This window comes from Paenibacillus sp. plas6, from assembly GCF_057221655.1.
Map to the genome: position 1 here is coordinate 2,611,021 of NZ_CM170151.1, position 22,302 is coordinate 2,633,322.

Here is a 22,302-nt window from a genome sequence, read left to right on the forward strand (position 1 = left end):
TTTGCAACTTGCCGATTTGGACTAATACGTTGCTTTAGGGTGATTTCGCAACCTTTATGTGGAGTTAAGTAATGTTATAGTTATAAAACTACAGAGTAAGAACCCGTTATGTTAACTGAGACAGCTCTTTATCTTCCCAGGTCAGCTTAACTGATACCCCTCCCTCATCACGGAGCGAGAATTTAAGCGAGGATTTTGATCCAAATTGCAGCTGCATACGCTGTTTAATATTCCAAAGTGCGCAGCCCGTTCCCTCGTTTGGCGGATGCATTAACGTAAGCTCTAACCGCTCTAATTCTTCCTCTGTCATTCCAACGCCATTATCTTCAACAATAATAGTATGCACTCCATCCTTGCTTTCTCCAGTAATTGTAATCCATCCATCGCCATCAAATTGCTCAATGCCATGAATTACTGCGTTTTCTACAATTGGTTGAAGTAGCAGTCTAGGAAGCTTTAGAGATAGCATTGACTCTGGAATATCGATTTGATAATTCATATGCTGAATATGGAATCGCTGAATTTCCAGGTAGCTTTCTAGCAATTGCAGCTCCTCGTTCAGTGTTGCGGATAGTTTTTCTACTCTTGTTGTATAGCGATAATATTTGGCAAGATGCATTGCAATCATCATCACGGATTCCTTTTTATCTAATCTTGCCATACTGCGAATTAGTGCAAAGCAATTATAGAGAAAATGCGGGTTAATTTGAGATTGTAATTGCTTCACATTTGCCTCTCGGCGGCGTAACTCCTCAACATAAACTTTTTCAATTAATCGCTCTATTTCTGCAGCCATATCATTGAATTTAGTAAATAAATAGGAGAATTCATTTTTTGGATTCACTGTAATCCGAGTCGAATAATTCCCATCCTGCAGCCGTTTTACATTGCGGATAAGCAGGCTAATTGGACGTTGCACATTGCGATAAAGCAAGTAGGCTGCCAGTAAACCTAGCATTAGCAGGAGTACCATTGAGCCATAAAACATCACCTGTGTCTTGAAAATTGGCTGCAGCATACTTTCTAACGGCATATAGTCAACGAGATACCAATCTAATGTAGGAATATGTGCAAATGTTACTAGGAATCGTTTGCCTAAAATATCTACCGTTTCGTTTATATCATTCGGTTGAATTTTTCCCTGCGCAATAAGCTCGTCGATCGCATTGATCATCTCTTTATTTGCTGTTTTATTGAGAATCATTGTCCCGTCTAGACTGTAAAGAAAGGGGTCGCCTCTGCCTGTTTCCTTAAATGTGTCGAGATCTTTTATAATATGCTCCTCAGGAAAAGAGATTTCCACAATAATTCCAGCACGTTCCAAATCATTCAGCTTGCTTTTTGGCCGAACAATATGACGAACAAAGCGCTGTTGGGCAATATTTTGTGTAATCATTTGGCGATAGGTCCAGTTGATAGATAGATTCTTTTTAATAGACTCCAGATCATAGGTCAAATAAATATTGGTGGAAACGAATTCCTCACTTTCCGGCGCTGTAATGCTGTATTGAGTATCCCAGCGCTGAGATACATTAAGTAAACGCAAACGTTCCATAATTCTCAATCGTTCATCATTTCGTTCGTAAGCGTTTTCGGTTAAATGAAGCGTTTGCAAACGTTGAATGTGAATATCCTCACTTAATAAAAAGCCTAGTGAAGTGAGCGTCGTAACACTTCGGTTAATTTCCTCAGCTAGAAAATTAATATCCTTTTGCTGAAGCGTCTGCACTTCTTCCTTTACTACCTGTGTACTTGTCTGCATAGACAACGTATAGAGCAAAATAATGGGAATGAGCAGCAGCACGATTAAAATAATGATTTTGGCAAACGTATTTTCTCTTAATTTCATAAACATGTTCATACGTATCCCTGCCCTTAGTGGTTAATCAGTAACAGAAACAAAAAAATTGGCATGCATCCAAAAATGATGGTCTGTAGTAGGCAAAATGGTGCTGATACAATAAATTTGCGAGGAGAGACAAATTATAACTTAAATTACGAAAGGGGGCAATACAGTGGATAATGTAGTGCGTCAGTCACATCCACAGCAAACGCCATCCAATAGCAAGCAAAGCAAGCTAGCAAAGAATAAAATGAGCAGAACATGGCCGTTACATTTGATGCTGTTGCCTGCGGCAATTGTTACCTTTATTTTTGCGTACTTGCCTATGGGTGGCTTAGTAATGGCATTTCAAGATTTTAAGCCTTATGATGGAATTTTCGGATCAAAATTCGTTGGGTGGAAGCATTTTCAGTTTATGTTTCAGTATCCAGATAGTATGGAGGTTATTTGGAATACATTAGTTATTTCAAGTATGAAAATCGTATTCGGATTAATCGTGCCTTTTGTATTTGCAATTTTGTTAAATGAAGTTCGCAAGATGGCATTTAAGCGCGTTGTACAAACCCTTGTGTATTTGCCGCACTTCATTTCATGGGTTATTTTAGGGGCAATTTTGACAGATATGCTTGGCAGCAAAGGAATTGTCAATACAGCGCTTAATAGCTTAGGGATAGAATCGATTCCATGGTTAGCAGACGGCAATTGGTTCCGCTTTACCGTGATAGTCAGCGATATTTGGCAAAACTTTGGCTTTAACACGATTGTCTTTTTGGCAGCACTAGCCGGTGTAAATCCTGCGCTCTATGAAGCGGCAGAGGTAGACGGTGCTAACCGCTGGAAACAAACGATTCATATTACTGTGCCAGCTATGATTCCGATTGCAGTCGTAGTAGGTACATTATCGCTAGGCAATATTTTAAATGGCGGGTTTGATCAAATTTTTAACCTTTATAACTCGCTTGTTTACGATAAAGGTGACATTATTGATACATTTGTTTATCGTACTGCAATTTTGAACGGTCAATACAGCTTCGGAACGGCAGTTGGTCTATTCAAATCGGCGATCGGACTAATTCTAATTTTTATTTCTTATCGTTTAGCTTACAAATTTGCTGGTTACCGAATTTTTTAAAGGAAGGATGAGAGCATGTATTACAAAACAACTGGTTATAAAACCTTTGCTGTCGCGAACTATATCCTGCTTACTTTGATATGCCTATCGTGTGTACTGCCGCTCATCCATATCTTAGCGGTAAGCTTTAGTGCGAGCGCACCAGCTAATTCGAATTTGGTCGGTTTATGGCCAATCGGCTTTAATTTTGAAGCTTATCAAAAGACATTGAACAATCCAAATTTTCATAATGCGTTGCTTGTTGGTTTTGAGCGAACGGTGCTAGGCACGCTGATCGGTATGGTGCTGATGGCTTTGGCAGGCTATGCACTGTCCAAAGATAATGGCAGCTTCAAAAGTCGCCCGGTTTATATGTGGTATTTCCTGTTTACGATGCTGTTTAGCGGCGGGATTGTACCTAGCTATATGCTTATTCGCGAATTGAATTTAATGAATACAATGTGGGCATTAGTTTTACCATTAGCAATTAATGTATTCAATATGGTGCTGTTAATGAACTTTTTTCGTGCAGTACCTAAGGAACTGGAAGAGGCAGCACTTATTGATGGGGCAGGACATTTTCGTACATTGATTAGCATTTACTTGCCAATCTCCATGCCAGCTATTGCGACGATTTCGTTGTTCACCATGGTCATGCATTGGAACTCGTGGTTTGATGGCTTGCTTTATATTACTGATTATCGTAAATATCCGCTATCTACCTTTTTACAAACAGTTATTGTGCAGCAAGATTTTAATAAGATCAATCCTGACGTAAATGAATTAAAAAATATTTCGCAGCGCACAGTGAAATCAGCACAAATTTTTATTGGCACACTTCCAATCCTGCTTGTTTATCCATTTTTGCAGAAATATTTTGTAAAAGGGATTATACTAGGAGCAGTTAAGGAATAGGATAAATAACCACTTTTATTGTTAATAAATCGTAAAATTATATTAATTCAATAAAAAAGTAGCAACAAAAAAAGTGGTATAAATCCAAAAATTGTGGTCTTTTACAAAAATTACAGAGTTGTAGAATGAAATTGTAGCAGTTACTGCTATATATCAATATTTTTCAGGGGGAATTAGGATGAAGAGATGGCTATCCATTTTGCTTGTAATTGCTTTAGCTTCAGTTCTTGTTACAGCGTGCTCCGGCAATAACGGAAATAACGGGAACTCCAGTAATAATAGCTCTAGCAATTCTAGCAACAAGCAAACGGCGAATAACAACTCTGCTAATTCAGACAACGGTTCAGACAATGGCTTTGTCAATGGGAAGTATCAAGAACCGATTACGCTTACCACAGTTTGGGGAATTAATGAAAACGGTTCCGTATTTAAGGAAGGAGAAAGTATTGAAGATAATGTTCATACGCGTCTTATTAAAGAGCGACTAGGCATTGAAATTAAGTATGACTGGGTTGTTACGAATACGAACGATGCTTATAAAACGAAGCTGCGTTTAATGCTTTCTTCTGGTGAAAAAATGCCGGATGTCGTTACTTATCGCGGTGATTTAGAAACGGTCAATATGCTAATTGATTCTGGTCAATTTATGGCTGTTGATGAATTGGTTGAAAAATATGCAAATGAAACGTATAAAGAAGGCTTGGCGCTCGATCCAGCAATTTGGCTGCCAATTACACGCAATGGACAGAAGATGGCGCTGCCGATTTTAGACTATGCGTACAATGATGATCATGTGATGTGGATTCGCCAAGACTGGCTAGATAAATTAAATTTAAAAGCTCCAACAACACTCGATGAGCTAGAAGCAGTAATGGATGCATTTGTTAACCAAGATCCAGACGGTAATGGCAAAAAAGATACAATTGGCTTAGCAACAGGATTTAAAAACGGCTTTAACACATGGATGACAGATATCGGCTTTGTATTTGGAGCCTATGGCACAATGCCAGGTCAATGGAACTTAACTGAAAGCGGTGACCTTGAATACGGTTCAATTAATCCTAATGCTAAACAAGCACTTGCCAAACTAAAAGAATGGATGGATAAAGGTTATATTTCTAAAGATTCTGCGCTTTATGATGAAACAGTAGGAGCAGAGCTATTTACGAAAGGTGAAGCAGGAATTATCTTTGGACGCAACTGGCTGCCAGCATGGCCATTCCCAGATCTAATAGCCAATGTTCCAGGTGCAACCTACAAAGCATATCCTATACCTGCTGGTCCAGATGGCAAGATTGGTTCTGCAGGCGGCAATCCTCCAGTGAACGGATATATTTTCATTAACAAAAATAGCAAGCATCCTGAAGCTATCCTACATTACTACAATTGGTTCTTCGACAATTTTGCTAATCCTCAGCCTGGCAGCGAGTTTGAACATGGCTTTGCAGAGGGCTATGATTATGCAATTTTGCCTGATGGAACGGTGACGACAGATGCTGCTGCTTATCCAGAGCTTTTCCCTGGCTTAAATGGTCAAGCAGCGCCAGTTCTATATTACACCCTAACATATGAAGGTGCACGTATTCCAAGTCTATATGCTGAGACACATTTGAAACTGGCAAATGGGGAAGAACCAGTAACGCCATATGAGAAAAATGAGTTTAATTCTCGTACAAAAGAGAATATAGAAGCAATGAAAGTTGTATTAGAGCAAAAAGATATTCGTATGAAAAACTACTATATGGGGCCGCTTACTGAAACAATGCAGGATAAAAACGAGCTTCTTAATAAACTAGTTAATGAAACCTATACAAAAATTGTTTACGGTCAAGAGCCGCTTGATAGCTTCGATACAATGGTAACAAACTGGTTGAAATCAGGCGGAGAGCAAATTACAAAAGAAGTTAACGAATGGTATGATAATGCACAATAATTTGTGTTAACAGCAAAAATTGAATAGAAAATTAAGCTTCACTGCGGAAAGGCTTGCATCTAGGAAATGTCAACATTGCTAGTTGCAGGCCTTTTCTATGCCAACTGATAGTTATCAGCAATTTTCTATGATGATGAACTGCCAGTTTCAAATCTTCTATAAGCAATGGATAGAAATGAGAGAAGGGAGATTTCGTACATGAAGCGCAAAAGCATAGCAATCTTGCTAATTTTGACGCTGCTAATACCGCAAATGGTTTTTGCAGCAGCGAAAGGAGCGGATAGTACAAACATTGAGCAAGATCATTGGGGGAGCACTGTGTTAAAATCTTGGCAGGAAAATGGCTTAATCCATGGCTATCCAGATGGTAGCCTGCGTCCAGACGAGCTAGTGACTCGTGCACAATTTGTGACGCTGCTAAATAATCTGTTTCAATTTAGCAATTCATTAGATGTTAGTGATAATGAAAGGCCAATCGATTCAGCCTCTAAAGTTGCCTCACCTTCATTTAATGATGTAACTAATGATGCTTGGTATTACAATGCCGTTTTGGCAGTAGCAACAGCAGGGATTATTGAAGGTTATTCAGATGGCAGCTTTAAACCAAACTTAACGGTTACAAGACAGGATGCTGCTAAGATGCTTGCTGCAGCATTTAAGCTTAAGTCAGCCGAGTCGCTTAATCAGCTTAATCAATATACTGATTATATGGCAGTTAGCGATTATGCCAAAATGGCAATTGAACAGTTGCTGGCAACAGGGGCAATGCAAGGATATCCAGATGGCACGATCAAACCTTTGAAAGCGTTAACAAGAGCAGAGGCCATTATTTTACTCGACCGCTTAAGCGGAACGATAATCGATAAAGCAGGCACTTACCGCGATCAAGTCATTGATGGGAACTTAGTTATCCGTTCAAGTGGAGTTGTACTGGAAAATGTAACGGTGAAGGGGCAAATTTATGTAACGCCTGGTGTTGGCAATGGCGAGCTGCATTTGCAAGGTGTGGAAGGAAGTGGAACGCTTCATATTAATGGCGGCGGTGTAAACAGCATATATCTTGCTAACTCAAAATTTAAACATGTTATCGTAAATAAATTAGGCGGAAAAGTGCGCGTTGTGCTTACAAAGCAAACCACCATTGAACAGCTTGTTGCGGAGCATGACGCAATTATTGAGCTGACTGAGGATACGTTAATTGAGTCGTTAGCCTATTTACAGGGAGCAGCAGGCAGTGAGTTAAAAGGAAAAGGTTCAATTAAAAAGCTAATAAACGAAGCTGGTATTACCTTGCCTGATATATATAAGCATCTTGCTGAAGCAGACCATAGAACAGAAACCGATACTGGAGGCGGTTCTAGCATGACACCATCATCCCCAAGACCATCATCATCTCCTGCTCCTTCGGCAACACCGACCCCAAGCCCATCGTCATCTCCTGCTCCTTCGGCAACACCGACCCCAACCACAACTGCTTCCCCTGCAGAGGAGTGGAAGTTAGTATGGAGCGATGAGTTTGATAGAAGCGGAACAAATTTAGATGACAATGGGGTAGACCTCGATAAGTGGGGTTATCAACTAGGCACTGGTTCGCAATATGGGCTTGATGGATGGGGAAATAATGAACAGCAATATTATCGTTCGGAAAATATTATGGTTGAGGACGGCATGTTAAAAATAATTGCGAAGCGTGAGCAGTATGAAGGAAAGCCATTTACATCAGGACGTTTATTTACAGAACCAACGTTTTCTCAAACATACGGTAAATTTGAAGCGAGAATTAAATTGCCAGCCGGCGAAGGCTTATGGCCAGCATTTTGGATGATGCCAGCAGACAGTGAATATGGAACTTGGGCTGCATCTGGAGAAATTGATATTATGGAAGCAAGAGGTAGATTGCCAGAGGAAATCGGCGGTGCAATTCATTACGGAAAATCATGGCCAAACAATAAGTTTGCTGCAAAAACGTATTATTTCCCGAGCGGTGAAGATATTACAGACTTCCATTTGTATGGGCTTGAATGGGAGCCTGGAGAGCTGCGCTGGTACGTTGATGGCGAGCTTTTCCAAACTATTAATAATTGGGATAGCTGGGGCGAAAATCAGCCGGCAAAATATGCATTCCCTGCACCATTCGATAAGCCATTCTATATGATATTGAATTTAGCAGTTGGCGGTAACTATGATGGCGGCAGAATGCCAGATGAATCATTGGAATCAGCAGAAATGTTGGTCGATTATGTGCGTGTCTACGAATTGGTTGGCAGACCATACCGTGAAATTAAGGAGCCAAGTGTTGACGTTGAGCCAATCGAGGAACCTTATAAACAACCTATTGATAGTAATTATGTTTATGATGCCAACTATGAACAGCCATTTACAATTATTACTAATGGTGAGCAGGAGCTCAATCCAGACTATTGGAACTTCCTTTATTTAGATACATTTGGCGGTAGCGGTGATATTACGGTTGATGAAGCAGATGATGAGCGATTAGCAAAGGTATCGATTAGTCAAGCGGGAGATCAAGCGCACTCTATTCAACTTATTCAGCATGTGACCGTAGGTAAAGGACGTTGGTATAAGCTAAGCTTTGATGCTAAAGCAGAAGCTAATCGGAATATAGCGGTGAAAATTGGCGGCGGTGAAAGCCGTGGCTGGTCTGTCTACTCGGACAACTATGAGGTTCCGTTAACGGCTGAGCTGCAAAGCTATGAGCGTGTATTCCAAATGTCAGCCGAAACAGATAAAGAAGCTAGACTAGAGTTTAATATGGGACTTAATACAAGCACCGTATGGATTGGCAATGTTCAACTGGAAGAGGCTGCTGCTCCAGATCCGTATAATGAAGCGGGGAATAAGGAGCCGCTTGCTGACGGTAATCATATTTACAATGGAAGCTTTGATCTCGGTTATATTCATCGTCTAACATATTGGAGTTTGGAAACAGCAGAAAATAGCAGTGCTATGCTAAGTGTTGATCCAGAGCTGCGCGAGCTTGAAGCTAAGATTACAAACAGTGGAACAGAGGCAAGTGAGGTTGCATTAGTACAGCAAGGCATTAGTTTAATTGGCGGAAATGAATATGAGTTAACATTTAAAGCTCGTGCCGATAAAGAACGTTCAATCGAAGCAGCATTATTTAATGCAGAAGGGACGCTTTACACTGCACTCCAAAGTGTACAACTTAATGAGCAAATGAATCAGTATAAGCTAGCCTTTACATTGCCAGGTGAAGATGCAACTTATGGTAAATTTGCTCTGCTGTTAGGCGGAGATACAGGAGTTGTATATATCGACGATATTGTGCTTATTCGCACAACAAACAATAATATAGGAAAGCTTCCGCTCGAGCTGCAATTTCCATTAAAAAATGGAGATTTCTCAAATGACTTAACTGCTTGGACACCGCATATTCAAGGCAAATACGATGGTTGGGATCAAATTACAGATGCTGCAGTTGTTAATGAGGAGCTAGTTTTTAATATTGAAGGAGCTGGCAGTGAACGTTGGCATGTGATGTTGATGCAAAACCAACTGCAATTTAAGAAAAATCAAACGTATATTGTACAGCTTGATGCCAAGTCCACTGTCAATCGTGAGCTGGAAGTTGTCTTGGAAACAGCAGCATATCAAAGCTTTTTAACAGAGCGTGTTGCATTAACTGAAGAATGGCAAACATTTAGCTTTGAACTAGATATGACGCAGGATGCAATTCTTGATCTAAAGCTCATGCTAGGGGCGCTTGATGGTATCAATCAAGGAAAGCATACCGTTACCATTGACAATGTGCGAGTTGAAGTGAAGGATGCGCGCAGCAAAGCGTTTTTAGCGACGAATGGTTATTTTGATAAAGGAATGACAGGCTGGTTCACACATGTACAGGGTGTATATGATGGTGATTCTGAAGCTAGTTTCACAGCAAGCGGAGCGCTTGAGGCGACAGTTACTCACTGGGGAGTGAATCCATGGGACATCCTGCTATTCCAGGATGCAGTGAATGTTGCAAAAGGAGAAACATATATCGTATCCTTTGTTGCTAAAAGTGATATGACTCGCTCAATAGAAGTCGTTGTCGAGAATAGCTCATATGTGCGCTCGCTTAATCAGTTAGCAGAGTTAACTGAGGATATAGCGGTATATAGCTTTGAATTTACAATGGAGCGGGATGAACCAGTTCAGCTTAAGTTTTTATTAGGCAAGCCAACTGGAACTGCAGATGCACCTAACGAACATCATATATATATTGATAATGTGCAATTTGAGCATAAGGATGCACGTGCAGCTACAGGTGAGCTGGCAAGAACTGAGCATAATATAGAATAGCAATTTGTACTGCAATTGATAACAGGAACTTCTTGCACACGTAATAGGTGTGCAGGAAGTTTCTTTACTTTTGTGCTAGACATAAGCACTTTATAACTTTGGGAAGTTTAAATTAAATATGGTAAAATATTGGTGATATTAAATGTTACGAATAATTATGCTTCTATGAAAGTTATAAAATGAAAGAGTTTATTTGATAATAGAGCAGCGGGGAGGAAATGTAGTATGAACGAAAAAAATACATCGCTGTTTATGCCTATGTTTATGATAGCCGTTCCAATTCTTTTTGTTGTGATAACAGCCTACTTTACTGAGGAGATACTTACGCAAATCAATGTTGGCATTATTATCTTTTTATTATTAATTATCCTATATCGTTTGCATACTATCTACAAATTGCTGAAGGAGAAGAAGAAATGATTCCAGCAGCTTCATTAACTGTTAGCGATAGCGAAGGATTAGACATTTTAATCCTTAGTTATCGCTTTTTGCTTTTAACAAAGCAATAAAAGTCAAGAAATTAATTCTGCTTTATAATATCTTAAAGGTAAGGAGGTTCACGATATGAGCTACAGCCCCATCATTCAAAAAACAATTGAACATATTGAAATAAATTTACACGAGGAGCTATCTTTAGACAGCGTAGCTCAGTTTGCAGGCTTTTCGAAATACCATTTCTTGCGCATTTTTCAAAAGGAAGTTGGAGTAACTGCTTCTGAATATATACGCTATCGCAGAATTTCTAATGCAGCAAACTTGTTGCTTCATACAGATGAAAAAATTATCGATATTGCTTCTTACTATCACTTTGAAACACAGGAATCATTTACGCGTTCGTTCAAAAAGTATTATCAATTACCGCCAGGACAATATCGAAAACTTATGGGTAAATTAATGTTACAGAAGGAGGAAACTGCTGTGAAAAATGAGCAGAGCGTTAAAGGCTGGAGTTTAAGCGGAAGTCATCCGTTTAATTATCAAATGGGTATCGATCGGGAAACGGTTCATAAGGGGAAAGCGTCTGGATATTTAAAATCCGTAGCTGTGCAATGGAAGGAAGAATTTGCAACGATGATGCAACAGTTCAAGGCAGAAAAGTTTTTAGGCAAACGCATCAAGCTTTCAGGTTTTATTAAATCAAAGGATATTGAAGGATTTTGTGGATTTTGGATGCGTGTCGACGATGCTTTTGGTGATGTATTGCAATTTGATAATATGAGTGATCGACCGATTGTAGGAACCAATGAGTGGAATCATTATCACATTGTGTTAGATGTGCCTAGCAATAGCGCGCTCATTGCTTTTGGGATATTGCTATCTGGAAACGGACAGGTATGGATTGATGAATTAAAATTCGAAGAAGTTGATAAACAAACTCCTACTACAAATATAGATTTTTCAGCCCAACTATTAGATGAACCTGTTAATTTATCATTTGAGGAATAGCCATATCGTTTTATAATGCTCAGAAAGGGACTGAATGTTATGATATTTTGCCATTACTTTCAGTTCCTTACATAATGATATTGTAGTTATACAAGCAGTTCTGGAATATTCCTACCTACATTAAATTTTAAAATTAACTCCTTCATTATACCACTATCACTTTTGTCGCAAATAATAGAAAAATATAATATAACTCTCAATTAATTACTATATTTTTATTTTTATCCCCATTATTTTTGATAACGTACAATTAAGTTCGCAAATATAAAAAAGGAAAAGTCATCGGTACCTCCGAATTGGTAAGTGTCGAGCAAACCAGAAGGAGAGATAACCGATGACCTACCCTCATTTTAATGGAAACTTAGAACAAATGCTATTGCAATTTATGTCGGAGCAGGACCCGATGTTATCGATGCTACAATGGCTATGTGAGCAACTCATGGAAGCAGAAGTTACAGCGAAAGTACAAGCTCAAAAATCTGAGCGCACAGATAGCAGAGAGGCTTACCGATCAGGCTACCGTGTGCGTCGTTTTGACACGCGTATGGGTACGATGTATCTCTTTGTTCCGAAGTTGCGGAAAGGAGGCTATGTGCCGTTCTTTGTCACAGAGAAATCACGTTCAGAAACCGCCTTGCTTCAAGTGATTCAGGAAGCCTATATTCAAGGCGTATCCACGCGCAAGATCAAGAAGCTTGCAAGCTCATTAGGCATTGAATCCATTTCAGCTAGTCAAGTCTCTCATATTACCAAAGAGCTCAACGAGCAAGTAGAAGCCTTCCGCAACCGTCAATTAGCCGACACATATCCTGTGCTGTGGGTCGATGCCTTGTATGAGAAAATTCGTGATGGGCATCGTGTCGTAAACATGGCTGTGCAGGTTGTCATCGGCATGGATCTAGAAGGTAAACGTGAGATCTTAGCGATTGAACCGATGCTGGAAGAGTCCGAAGCGACCTACAAAACGCTCTTTGAAGGACTAAAAGCTAGAGGGCTACAAGACGTTTGGCTTGTCGTAAGTGATGCTCACAAGGGGCTCTCTAAAGCCATTCGTGAGTCATTCCTTGGTTGTTCTTGGCAACGTTGTAAAGTTCATATGATGCGCAATGTCTTAGCGCATATTCCAAGTCGTGACAAAGAGAGATTTGCTGCTAGACTAAAACAAATCTGGTTACAACCTGATTACCAAACTGCTTTATCTTACGCTGAGCATCTCATGGATACGGAGGAAAAACAGTATCCTGCTGCGATTCAAACGTTAGAGGAAGGACTTGAGGATACCCTGCAATTCTTCCACTTTGAAGAAATGGACAGTCGTAAAATATCCTCTACCAACCTACTTGAACGCTTAAACAAAGAGATACGAAGACGTACGCGTGTAGTGGGGGTATTCCCCAACCAGGACTCCTACATTCGCTTAGTCACTAGTTATCTGATCGAGTACAGTGAGGAATGGTCTAGTGGACGTTCCTACATTCATCCTAAGATTATTCAACAAATTCAAGAAAAACGACTACTTGCTGCATAAACCGATGTGAGGTACTGATGCTTTTTGCGAACTATATTTGACACTAACTTATTTTTCCTCATATTAGTTATTAAATGGATAATAGTTGAAATTGATTAAATAACTATAAAATACGATAGATTGTAATATGAAGTGCGACACCTAAAAAAATAACCCATGACGAAAACTCGTGTAGAATGAAGTTACCACACACCATCTACAAGGAGGCTCGTCATGAGCTATACACATCTTACCATAAACGAGCGTATAAAAATAGAAACATTATTTCATTTAGGCTGGAGTGCGAGAGCCATTGCACAGCAGATCAAACGCCATCATTCTACGGTGTCTCGTGAGCTTCATCGTTTGAATACCTCGTCTTCTGCTTATGAGGCTAGCGATGCGCAAGCAGATTACCAGCGCAAACGCATGCAAAGCAAGCCTAAAGGGAAGTGGACGAAAGAAAGAGAACATTACCTTACTCAAACCTTGGCTGCAACGTGGTCCCCAGAACAAATTGAAGGGCGCATGAAACAAGACTATCCTGAGCAAGCGGTATCCTTCAAAACCATTTACCGCTGGATTTACCAAGGTAGGCTAGTCCAAGGGAACACCATCTTCTTACGACAGAAGGGAAAGCGTAGAAAGCCTCGTGAAAGCAGAGGTCGCTTTAATCTCGGGTTATCCATCAGGCAACGTCCAAAAGAAGTGAAGCAACGTGAATCCTTTGGTCATTGGGAGCTTGATACTGTCGTTTCTAGCCGTGGTAAAAGTAAAGGCTGCTTGGCTACTTTTGTTGAGCGAAAAACACGCTATTACCACGCTGTAAAAATGCCAGACCGTTCAGCGGCATCTATGGAGCAAGCGGTTGCTACGGTGCTAGAAGAACTCGCGTTGCCTATGCTCACAGCTACCGTTGACCGTGGAAAGGAATTCGCCTGCCATCAAGCATTGTTAGAAGAGCATGGCTTGACGGTATACTTTGCTGATCCATATTCATCTTGGCAAAGAGGCAGTAACGAAAATGCAAATGGACTTCTCCGAGAATTCTTTCCTAAGAAGTACGACTTAAACACCGTTGATCAAGCTGAACTTCAATGTGCTTTGGATTTAATTAACCATAGACCACGCAAATGTCTGAATTGGAAAACTTCTCATGAGGCAGTTATGGAAGAGTTGTCGCACTTAGCTTGACAATCTATCATACAAAATAATTTCCTTTTAGTGGGTTTTATATATGAATAGTGATAAATAAAGCATTATTATAATATTCATTGACATTGTCATGTTTTTTTGGAAAATGATAATATTATCCTATTATTTGTTTGATTTATATATCTATAGTCCTATATTTGCTTTTGTAAAAACCGGAATTATGGTAATGGGTTATGTGATATTCTGTATTTATATGGAAGAGAGGACATCGTTGTGAGTACATCTTGGTTAAAAAGAATCAGTTTATTTACTTTATGTATTGCGTTTGCTATCGTTAGCGTTCCTGTCTCAGTTTCAGCGCAAAACAATTCCCAAAGTAAAAATGTTTGGGATACGTTAAATTTATCTTAGAAAAATGATTTAGTTAAGTTTTTAAGCTATTTTAGTGATGGTGACATAGTTGATATGACTCGTCTCTCTGATGGCGATATAATGAAATACATTCAATATTCTGATTACTATACTAATTTTATGTCCAATGCCGCTGTTCTTAATAAAAGCAGTAAGGAACTCTTTTATATAGGGCAGCAATACGAATACGCGTGGGATTTTTATCCATACAATTTTGATGTTATTAATCATTGGAGTCAAACACTATTCGGCAGAACATTATCCAAAGAAAGCAATAGTTATGGTTACTATATAGAAAATACTCTGTATCTTCCTTCATTAGAGTTAGGCGGTACATGGTTTACAAGTTCTTATCAGCCATATTCTTTGAAGGAACTAAAGGATGATTTTTATCTAGTCAATTTCGATATCTATTACACTGAAAAAGAATTTGAAAATTATGCAGAGCAGCTTAAATTTGCTAATCTAGCAAAACAAACGAAATCAACTTGGTCTGCCAAAGAAGTTGCAATTTTTGGCGATAAAATAGGGATTGGACAGGCTATTGTCAGAAAAAAAGTTGTCGACGGTAAAGTTGAATGGAATATGTATAAATTGCAATACTCTTATGACTCTAAGGACATATCGTTGTCAGATACTAAACTTAATATGTATTTAGATGATTGGGGATCACGTACAAAGCCTTCCTCATGGGCACAAGCAGAAGTGGCAGAATCAATTAAATTAGGCTTAGTACCAAGTTCTTTGCAAGACTGGTATACCGATAATATTAATCGCGCACAATTCAGTCAATTATTAGTGCAATTCATGACTAAGAAAACAGGTAAGAGCATCGATACGATTTTGCAGGAACAAGGCGTAGTGAAAAATAGCAGCACATTTAGTGACACACAGGATAGAAATGTACTAGCGGTAAGCGCACTTGGCATTATATCAGGCAGAACTAAGGGTAAGTTTGACCCACAAGGCTATGTTACATGTGAAGAGGCAGCAGCTATGTTATCAAAAACTGCAATGTTGCTCAGCTCTAAGCCAGGAAAAGGAACAAAGGTTGCTGATAACAGTAAGCAATATAATTGGGTAAAAGATACAATTAATGTTGTGGCTTCACTTTCTGGTGCAAGTGTTAAAGGAACTGGAAGCAGCGGAATTGAAAGCAGCAGTTTCAAAAACTACTATACGAAGGAACAAGCATATATTACAGTTAAAAGACTATACAATAGTTTATAAGATAGATAGAAAAAGCATGAGTTCGCATATATCGGCTCATGCTTTTTTATTTCGTTAAAAAATATAAATAAGCAGACTAAGCGTAAATTTAAGCAGGCTAGTACGATTAGCGATTCATATACCGAACGTGCTTGCCTTGTCTTGAGTTGCATATGCTTTCCCATCCTCATAAACATCAAATAACAGTATGCTGACAAAATATCGGCTAGCCTCAACCCATTGATTATAGATGCCGCCTTGCTCCTCAACAATTGATTTCACATTGCGAATCCCTATTCCTTCCCGTAGTCTGCTCCTCCTAGTTGCTAATTCTCTCGTATCAAATGGATTGGAAATCTCAATAAGCAGGTTATTATCAAATTGCTTTATAAGCAAAGAAATTTCTTTTTCTTCAGTATTAACTACCCGTTGCAAGGCATGGATGGAGTTATCGACTAAATTTCCGAGTACAACTGCTAAAACATCTGTATCAAGCCGCAAATTTTCAGACAGAAATGCTTTAACATTTAGCGTTATACCATTGCTTTCTGCGATTGATTTTTTCTCATTAAGGAAGTAGTTTAAGACATAATTATTTGTAAAAAATTGATGCTGATATTCAATCTTTTGAACTGAATGCTGTAAATAGCTTTGTGCTCCAGTAACATCCCCGTTATTTAACATGCCAAGCAATACAAGATATTGGTTTTTTAGATCATGCCTCATACTGTAGAGCTTCGCTTGGGAATGCTTTAATTGCTGGAAATAGTTTAGTTCTGCCTCAAAAACTTGCTTCTGTGTTGTGACTTATTCAAGCTTTTGATAATAACGTCTAAGGATAATGTGAAGATAGAGTATACATAGATTTAAGTAAATAATAAATATTGCTACAAGTATCGCGATCAATTTAGGTTGATTGATAACTTCTACATGTGTAGTCACTGAGGAGATCAGCAGTATGATTGATAAGGAATAGAAATAACGGTCATTTGCCAAAAGAGATTGACCGGTTTACTGGTTTGACGAGTTTCCATCATAACATCTCTCTTAACTTCATTAGAATTTGATTTTTTGCTGTTTCCATAAACTTGCGGCTGATTGGAATTTCAATCATTTGCTCATCGTTAATTTTCAATGTTACTGCAAGACTGCTTACTTTTTTTACATGTCTAACATTGACGATAAATGAGTGATGAACCTGCACAAACTGATCAGTTAATTTAGGTAATAGCTCCTTTGTTTTCAGTAGTGATTCATACGTACCATAGGTTGTATGAATCCGAACCTTTCTCCTGTCTTTTTCAAAGAACATAATTTCACGAAAATTAACGCTGAACACATTTTTGTTAAAGCTAAAGAGAAATTTGCTGTCATCTACATCTAAATATTTTAAAGCTCGTTTTAAGGCAGGGAATAGATTTTCCTCTGTTATTGGTTTTAAAAGATAATCAAAGGTGTTGACCTTAAATGCCTTTTCCATATATTCGTTGTAGCTTGTAACAAACATAATTGGACAAGTCGTATTGCTTTCTCTAATCATTTCAGCAATCTCTAGTCCTGATAGATTTGGAAACTCGATATCCAAAATAAATAAATAAATCATAGGTTTGCAGTTTTAGAGCTTCTATTAAACGATAAGGATTGTAGTACATGTCGATTTCAAATATGTTATCATCATACGCTAACATCAAATCCTCAACAGCTTTAGCAAAAGCAGGCTCATCATCACAAATTGCTACTCGTATCGCCATCGTTTCACTCCTACTGGATACTGCTTTAATTTCGCAAAATATGTAATTAATTTCAAATTTTAAAGCAATTAATAGGTTTATTCAATGTTAAACGTTACATTTACTTTGCTGTTTATTACATGCGCGCTACAGCTAAAAATTCTCTTGTATATTGTTGATAGTTGTTTAATCTTAAACAATCATTACCTCAAACTAATAAACAATTACGAGAGGAGAATCGAATAATGGGAACAGTTGCAAACAATATTGTCATTTCCAATCTATGTAAACGATATGGACATATCGAAATTTTAAATAATGTATCGTTTGAAGCCAAGCAGGGAAGAATCACTGCATTTCTTGGTCCTAATGGCGCGGGGAAAAGCTCGACGCTGCGTATTCTGCTAGGACTTGATCGGTCGGAAGGAACAGCAACCTTTGCTGGGAGACCATATGTTTCATTGAAGGATCCATTGACTGTAGTTGGAGCAGCATTTGATGGAATAGGAGGACCTCCTTCGAGGCGAGTTAAGACTCATTTAAAAATCATCGCAAAAAGCAATAATATTTCTTCTCATCGTGTGACTGAAGTATTAAACATCGTTGGTTTATCTGGCAAAAGCAAGGCAAGGCTTGGAACGTGATCATTGGGCGAGGGACAACGACTTGGACTTGCAGCGGCGCTTTTGGGAGAACCGCAATATCTTGTGCTTGATGAACCAACGAATGGACTCGATCCAACAGGAATACGCTGGTTCAGAGGTTTTATTCGGCAGTTAGCAGATAAGGGGAAAACGATTTTGCTGTCCTCCCATTTGCTTTCTGAAGTAGAGGCTGTAGCAGATGATGTTGTTATTATTTATAAAGGTAAAATTATTGCTGCTGGTGAGCTTCAACAGATTAAGAAAAACATTGAATCGTTAGAGGAATTGTTTTTTTCTCTAACGGAAGGAGAGACACGGCATGAGCAGCACAATTAGAGTGGTAATTGTTGAACTCCATAAGATATTTTCATTACGTATGTGGTGGGTCATATGTATATTAGTACTTGCAGTTCAGCCGATACTTGCCCTTATCAGTGCAAAAAACTTATTGGTCATTGGATTAGATGCGACGCCAGAAACGCATCCGATATTAGCAGCAGCTATACCGCCGCTAGATTATATCGGCTTTGAAGTTGCGCTATTTGGAATTATGCCAATGATTATATTTGGCGGGTTGCTTGGCGCAACTGAATTTCGCCATCATAGTTTACGGACAACATTGTTATGTCAAAGTAATCGTAACAAGGTGTTCTGTGGAAAAATTTTAGCACTGCTGCTTAGCACCGCAATTCTCTCGCTTATCTCTATCTATGTAACGATTGCTGTAACACATGCTAGTTTGGGAGAACTTGGACTGCATCCGATTAAGTTAAGCTCAATCGCATTTCGATTTATCGGCTACTCCTTGCTGGCTTGGGTGCTGTTGACATTGCTGTCCTTTGCTATCGGTATGCTATTTCGCACTGCTATCGTTCCGTTAGCATTTTTAATCCCGCAGGTATACGTTTTAGGAATTTACTTAGAAACGTGGGATTGGGGAATATACTTTCCTGTAACAGCAAGTAATATGCTCTTTGCTTCACCCACTGATGCTTTTGAGCATGATCCGATACGAGGCGGGACTGTTCTGCTGACATGGGTGATTACAGCGGTAATAGCTTCGTACATCGTTTTTAATCGCAGTGATGTAGGAGGTAAATATTAATGATTGCAGCAATAAGTAGTGAAACGACTAAATTTTTTTCCTATCCATGGTGCGTTGCAGGCATAGCAGGGGCGTTTATGATTCCTATCCTTTATTTATTAACGTTAAACGTCTCTATTACGGATTGGGAGCAGCAAGTCCATTCTCTTTGCTTGCAGGCGCTCTATTTAGGACAAGTAGGCATTATTGTCGCTGGTGCGGGCTGCTTTGGGCAAGAATTTACGCATTCTGCTTTAAGAACGACGCTGCTTGCTTTGCCCGCAAGATTAACATTATTAAGTGCAAAGTTTTTCAGCCTAACAATGATTGTTATCTGTACAGGCGTGGCGGCAAGTGCAACTGTTATATTAACATTGTTAATGCAAATCGATGTGGACTGGCCTTTTACTTTCAACGTTGACTTGTTTGTCAGCATATCACTCGTCATTCTGAACTGGATACAGTTAGCCTGGATTATCGCTTGCCTTTCGATATTAACGAAATCGCTTGTTGCACCAATTGCGATTGGTTTGCCGCTACTCTTAGGGATGAGTCAATTGTTATATTCATTTATTGATTTAGCTAAATACGTGCCTCCGCTTGCGACAATGAATCTATTTTTTATTGCTGAGCTGGAGAACTATTTATCTAAATGGTTTGGTTTAGCGGTGCAATTTGCTTGGCTTGTCATATTTGTCGTGATCTCATTTTCGTTGTTTTTAAATCGAAGTGTTCGTTAGAAATTTATGTAAAGATAATTGAGAAGTTTATTGCCTATAAAAAATGTATATCACTCATCATTGCAATCAAAAAGATTCTGGGTATAAACGATTTATGAAATACTATCTATGAAAATGTGTTTATGTAAGATAAAACGTGAAATGAATAAGAGGCACGGATTGAAAAATGAAGGTAATGTTCAAAAGTTAAAGAATTGAAGTCGAGCAACTGTGAGAAAATAGCTCAAGCAGATTGTTCGGCTTACTTAGCTTGTCCTTGTATTTAATGTTAGTTCTGATTTCACCATATATAAATTCAAGGAGTATCTTTTAAAAGTTACAAAATATCATAGTAGATGTCCTTATAGTAGGATGTTAGTATAGAAGTAGTATTTATAGTACAATGACAATAGATTGATATTTTTAAAATTATTACATAATAAAGGGTTATGAGTTATGAATGAAACTTCTGTTGAAATGGCTGTTAACCATCAAACCACTACCTTTACTCAAGGCATAAAAGATTGTATTCCGACCTTAGTCGGTTATTTAGGAATTGGTTTTGCGGCTGGGGTGGTAGGAGCATCTTCGAATTTAAGTATATTAGAAGTCGGGCTATTGTCGGCGCTAGTCTATGCGGGAGCATCACAATTTATTATTTGTGCTTTATTCGTAGCAGGCAGTCCGATCTCTGTCATTATCGGCACTACATTTATTGTAAATGTGCGTCATCTGCTGTTATGTATGACATTAGCACCTCATTTTTCTAAGTATTCACTATGGAAAAATATTGGAATCGGTGCTCTAGTTACCGATGAAACATTTGGGGTAGCCTCTCATAAAATTGCCACTAATCAAAGTATGAGCGACTCTTGGATGAATGGGCTAAATATTACGGCTTATATTTGTTGGATTGCTTCTAGCATGGTAGGGGCAGTGCTTGGTAAATGGATTGCTAATCCAGAGGCGTTAGGATTGGACTTTTCCTTAACAGCGATGTTTATTGCTCTGCTCGTACTGCAGCTGCAAACGATCGAGCAAGGCAAGCTGCGCTTATATTGCACGCTAATTGCTTATGTTGTGGTGAGCATGGTCATTTTAAGTATGTTCATGCCTTCTTACATAGCAATTCTTATATCAACTATTATTGGTGCTACGATTGGAGTGTTGAAGGACAATGAGCGTTAATTTATCACTGCTACTCATTATAGTCGGCTGTGCAATTGTAACGGTTATTCCAAGAGTTTTACCATTTATTATGATTCGCGGTATTACTTTGCCGCCTAAATTAGTGAAGTGGCTTTCTTTTATTCCGATATGTATTTTTACTGCGCTTATTGTCGATAGTATGCTTGTTCAAACATCATCAACTTTAAGCTTAGATTGGTATGTTGCCATCGCTATCTTGCCGACTTTGCTTGTTGCCATATGGACAAAAAGTCTATCATTAACGGTTATTGTTGGCGTCATCACGATGGCGATTATTCGTTTATTTTGATATGCTTATTAGCTGAGCTTAGGGAGGACTAAGCACTTAGAAAAAGTAAAGAAATCTGTAAAAAAGCCAAGTGCTGGAAAGATTTGTGCTAGAGTTAGTTTCTAGCATAACTTATGCAGTACTTGGCTTTTATCATTTTAATAGATTTAGTTATTTTCTTACCGCTGTCACTACTGACTTATTTCAAACCGCAAGAGCTGTATAGCTCATCAATGGAACGGTACCGCCATTGCTTCATAATTTCATTAAATGTTTGCACTCCACTTTGCTTTTCGCTCGTCCCATTAGGAAATTGATCTAATATATAGACATAACCTTCGAGATCAGTAACGGAAGCTTGATCGGATACATGACAATAATTTTGAAATTGCTTATTTTGAATCGCCTGCTGAAGAGCGTTAAGAACGACGATAATCATATTTAGCTTTGATGAATCACGTTTGTTAAGTTGTTCTTTAAGCTGTCCACCAGTATATTGTGCGATAGTGAGGTTGCTTAGTAAGTGATCGCGAATTTGCTCTGGAATGTTAGCTCCGTTAATATTATCTGCTATTAACTGATTTAACTGTTCCACAATATTGCTGTATTGTACGCCAAAAGTTTCACGAAGCTCGTTTCGATTGGCTTTAAGGCTATGAGTTGCACTGTACCAGGCAATGAAAAATATAATGGTACATAGCAATAATAGTATGGATAACAGCTTCCATACATTGATTTTTCTTTGAATATGTACAATCTTTGGTTGATGTATGGTTGGCATGAAGCACCCTC

Annotated in this window: 20 protein-coding genes; 15 read left to right on the top strand and 5 right to left on the bottom strand. The window is 38.7% G+C overall.

From position 1 onward, the window contains the following. Window positions 1–106 precede the first annotated feature (106 nt). The gene (locus AC2TDL_RS11765; RefSeq protein WP_484696299.1) at window positions 107–1,861 is read right to left on the bottom strand and encodes a sensor histidine kinase; all 1,755 of its coding nucleotides are present in this window, start codon (window positions 1,859–1,861) and stop codon (window positions 107–109) included. A gap of 232 nt (window positions 1,862–2,093) precedes the next feature. Here AC2TDL_RS11765 and AC2TDL_RS11770 point away from each other — a divergent pair, with 232 nt between their 5' ends. From AC2TDL_RS11770 to AC2TDL_RS11810, 9 genes are all read left to right on the top strand, one after another. Then, on the top strand, window positions 2,094–2,975 hold the full coding sequence (locus AC2TDL_RS11770) for an ABC transporter permease (protein ID WP_484701153.1): 882 nt from the start codon (window positions 2,094–2,096) through the stop codon (window positions 2,973–2,975). A gap of 15 nt (window positions 2,976–2,990) precedes the next feature. After that, window positions 2,991–3,869, top strand: a complete 879-nt coding sequence (locus AC2TDL_RS11775) for a carbohydrate ABC transporter permease (RefSeq protein ID WP_484696300.1) — start codon at window positions 2,991–2,993, stop codon at window positions 3,867–3,869. A 178-nt stretch (window positions 3,870–4,047) separates the two neighbouring features. Further along, a complete protein-coding gene (locus tag AC2TDL_RS11780) occupies window positions 4,048–5,802 on the top strand; it encodes an extracellular solute-binding protein (RefSeq protein WP_484696301.1) in 1,755 nt (584 codons plus the stop codon). A 198-nt stretch (window positions 5,803–6,000) separates the two neighbouring features. After that, a complete protein-coding gene (locus AC2TDL_RS11785) occupies window positions 6,001–10,128 on the top strand; it encodes a carbohydrate binding domain-containing protein (RefSeq protein ID WP_484696302.1) in 4,128 nt (1,375 codons plus the stop codon). 225 nt (window positions 10,129–10,353) lie between these two features. Beyond that, window positions 10,354–10,548 (top strand): hypothetical protein, encoded by a 195-nt coding sequence (locus AC2TDL_RS11790; RefSeq protein ID WP_484696303.1) that lies wholly within the window; start codon window positions 10,354–10,356, stop codon window positions 10,546–10,548. Between the two features lie 144 nt (window positions 10,549–10,692). Further along, window positions 10,693–11,574: a helix-turn-helix transcriptional regulator gene (locus AC2TDL_RS11795; RefSeq protein WP_484696304.1), complete on the top strand. Its 882-nt coding sequence runs from the start codon at window positions 10,693–10,695 to the stop codon at window positions 11,572–11,574. A gap of 334 nt (window positions 11,575–11,908) precedes the next feature. After that, window positions 11,909–13,102, top strand: coding sequence for an IS256 family transposase (locus tag AC2TDL_RS11800; protein WP_484696305.1), 1,194 nt, complete (start codon window positions 11,909–11,911; stop codon window positions 13,100–13,102). 213 nt (window positions 13,103–13,315) lie between these two features. After that, on the top strand, window positions 13,316–14,275 hold the full coding sequence (locus AC2TDL_RS11805) for an IS30 family transposase (protein ID WP_484696043.1): 960 nt from the start codon (window positions 13,316–13,318) through the stop codon (window positions 14,273–14,275). 453 nt (window positions 14,276–14,728) lie between these two features. Continuing rightward, on the top strand, window positions 14,729–15,877 hold the full coding sequence (locus AC2TDL_RS11810) for an S-layer homology domain-containing protein (protein WP_484696306.1): 1,149 nt from the start codon (window positions 14,729–14,731) through the stop codon (window positions 15,875–15,877). 114 nt (window positions 15,878–15,991) lie between these two features. Here AC2TDL_RS11810 and AC2TDL_RS11815 read toward each other — a convergent pair whose 3' ends face one another. From AC2TDL_RS11815 to AC2TDL_RS11825, 3 genes are all read right to left on the bottom strand, one after another. Next, on the bottom strand, window positions 15,992–16,582 hold the full coding sequence (locus AC2TDL_RS11815; RefSeq protein WP_484696307.1) for a sensor histidine kinase: 591 nt from the start codon (window positions 16,580–16,582) through the stop codon (window positions 15,992–15,994). Between the two features lie 307 nt (window positions 16,583–16,889). Then, window positions 16,890–17,396 carry a LytR/AlgR family response regulator transcription factor gene (locus tag AC2TDL_RS11820; RefSeq protein WP_484696308.1) on the bottom strand — a complete coding sequence of 169 codons (507 nt, stop codon included), beginning with the start codon at window positions 17,394–17,396 and terminating at the stop codon, window positions 16,890–16,892. 1 nt (window position 17,397) lies between these two features. Continuing rightward, window positions 17,398–17,607 (bottom strand): hypothetical protein, encoded by a 210-nt coding sequence (locus AC2TDL_RS11825; RefSeq protein ID WP_484696309.1) that lies wholly within the window; start codon window positions 17,605–17,607, stop codon window positions 17,398–17,400. A 224-nt stretch (window positions 17,608–17,831) separates the two neighbouring features. Here AC2TDL_RS11825 and AC2TDL_RS11830 point away from each other — a divergent pair, with 224 nt between their 5' ends. The 6 genes from AC2TDL_RS11830 to AC2TDL_RS11855 all read left to right on the top strand — a co-directional run bounded on the left by AC2TDL_RS11830 (window position 17,832) and on the right by AC2TDL_RS11855 (window position 21,531). After that, complete coding sequence (locus AC2TDL_RS11830) at window positions 17,832–18,230, top strand: ATP-binding cassette domain-containing protein (RefSeq protein WP_484696310.1); 399 nt, start codon at window positions 17,832–17,834, stop codon at window positions 18,228–18,230. 3 nt (window positions 18,231–18,233) lie between these two features. Continuing rightward, window positions 18,234–18,566: an AAA family ATPase gene (locus AC2TDL_RS11835; protein WP_484696311.1), complete on the top strand. Its 333-nt coding sequence runs from the start codon at window positions 18,234–18,236 to the stop codon at window positions 18,564–18,566. Then, window positions 18,550–19,335 (top strand): ABC transporter permease, encoded by a 786-nt coding sequence (locus tag AC2TDL_RS11840; protein WP_484696312.1) that lies wholly within the window; start codon window positions 18,550–18,552, stop codon window positions 19,333–19,335. Before AC2TDL_RS11835 ends, AC2TDL_RS11840 begins: the two co-directional genes overlap by 17 nt. Continuing rightward, window positions 19,335–20,054, top strand: a complete 720-nt coding sequence (locus AC2TDL_RS11845; protein WP_484696313.1) for an ABC transporter permease — start codon at window positions 19,335–19,337, stop codon at window positions 20,052–20,054. The genes AC2TDL_RS11840 and AC2TDL_RS11845 overlap by 1 nt, the downstream gene beginning before the upstream one ends. A 435-nt stretch (window positions 20,055–20,489) precedes the next feature. After that, window positions 20,490–21,221, top strand: a complete 732-nt coding sequence (locus tag AC2TDL_RS11850) for an AzlC family ABC transporter permease (RefSeq protein ID WP_484696314.1) — start codon at window positions 20,490–20,492, stop codon at window positions 21,219–21,221. Beyond that, window positions 21,211–21,531, top strand: a complete 321-nt coding sequence (locus AC2TDL_RS11855) for an AzlD domain-containing protein (protein ID WP_484696315.1) — start codon at window positions 21,211–21,213, stop codon at window positions 21,529–21,531. The genes AC2TDL_RS11850 and AC2TDL_RS11855 overlap by 11 nt, the downstream gene beginning before the upstream one ends. A gap of 178 nt (window positions 21,532–21,709) precedes the next feature. On the opposite strand, the gene AC2TDL_RS11860 is transcribed toward AC2TDL_RS11855, so the two are convergent. Continuing rightward, a complete protein-coding gene (locus AC2TDL_RS11860) occupies window positions 21,710–22,291 on the bottom strand; it encodes a hypothetical protein (RefSeq protein ID WP_484696316.1) in 582 nt (193 codons plus the stop codon). Window positions 22,292–22,302: the final 11 nt, after the last annotated feature.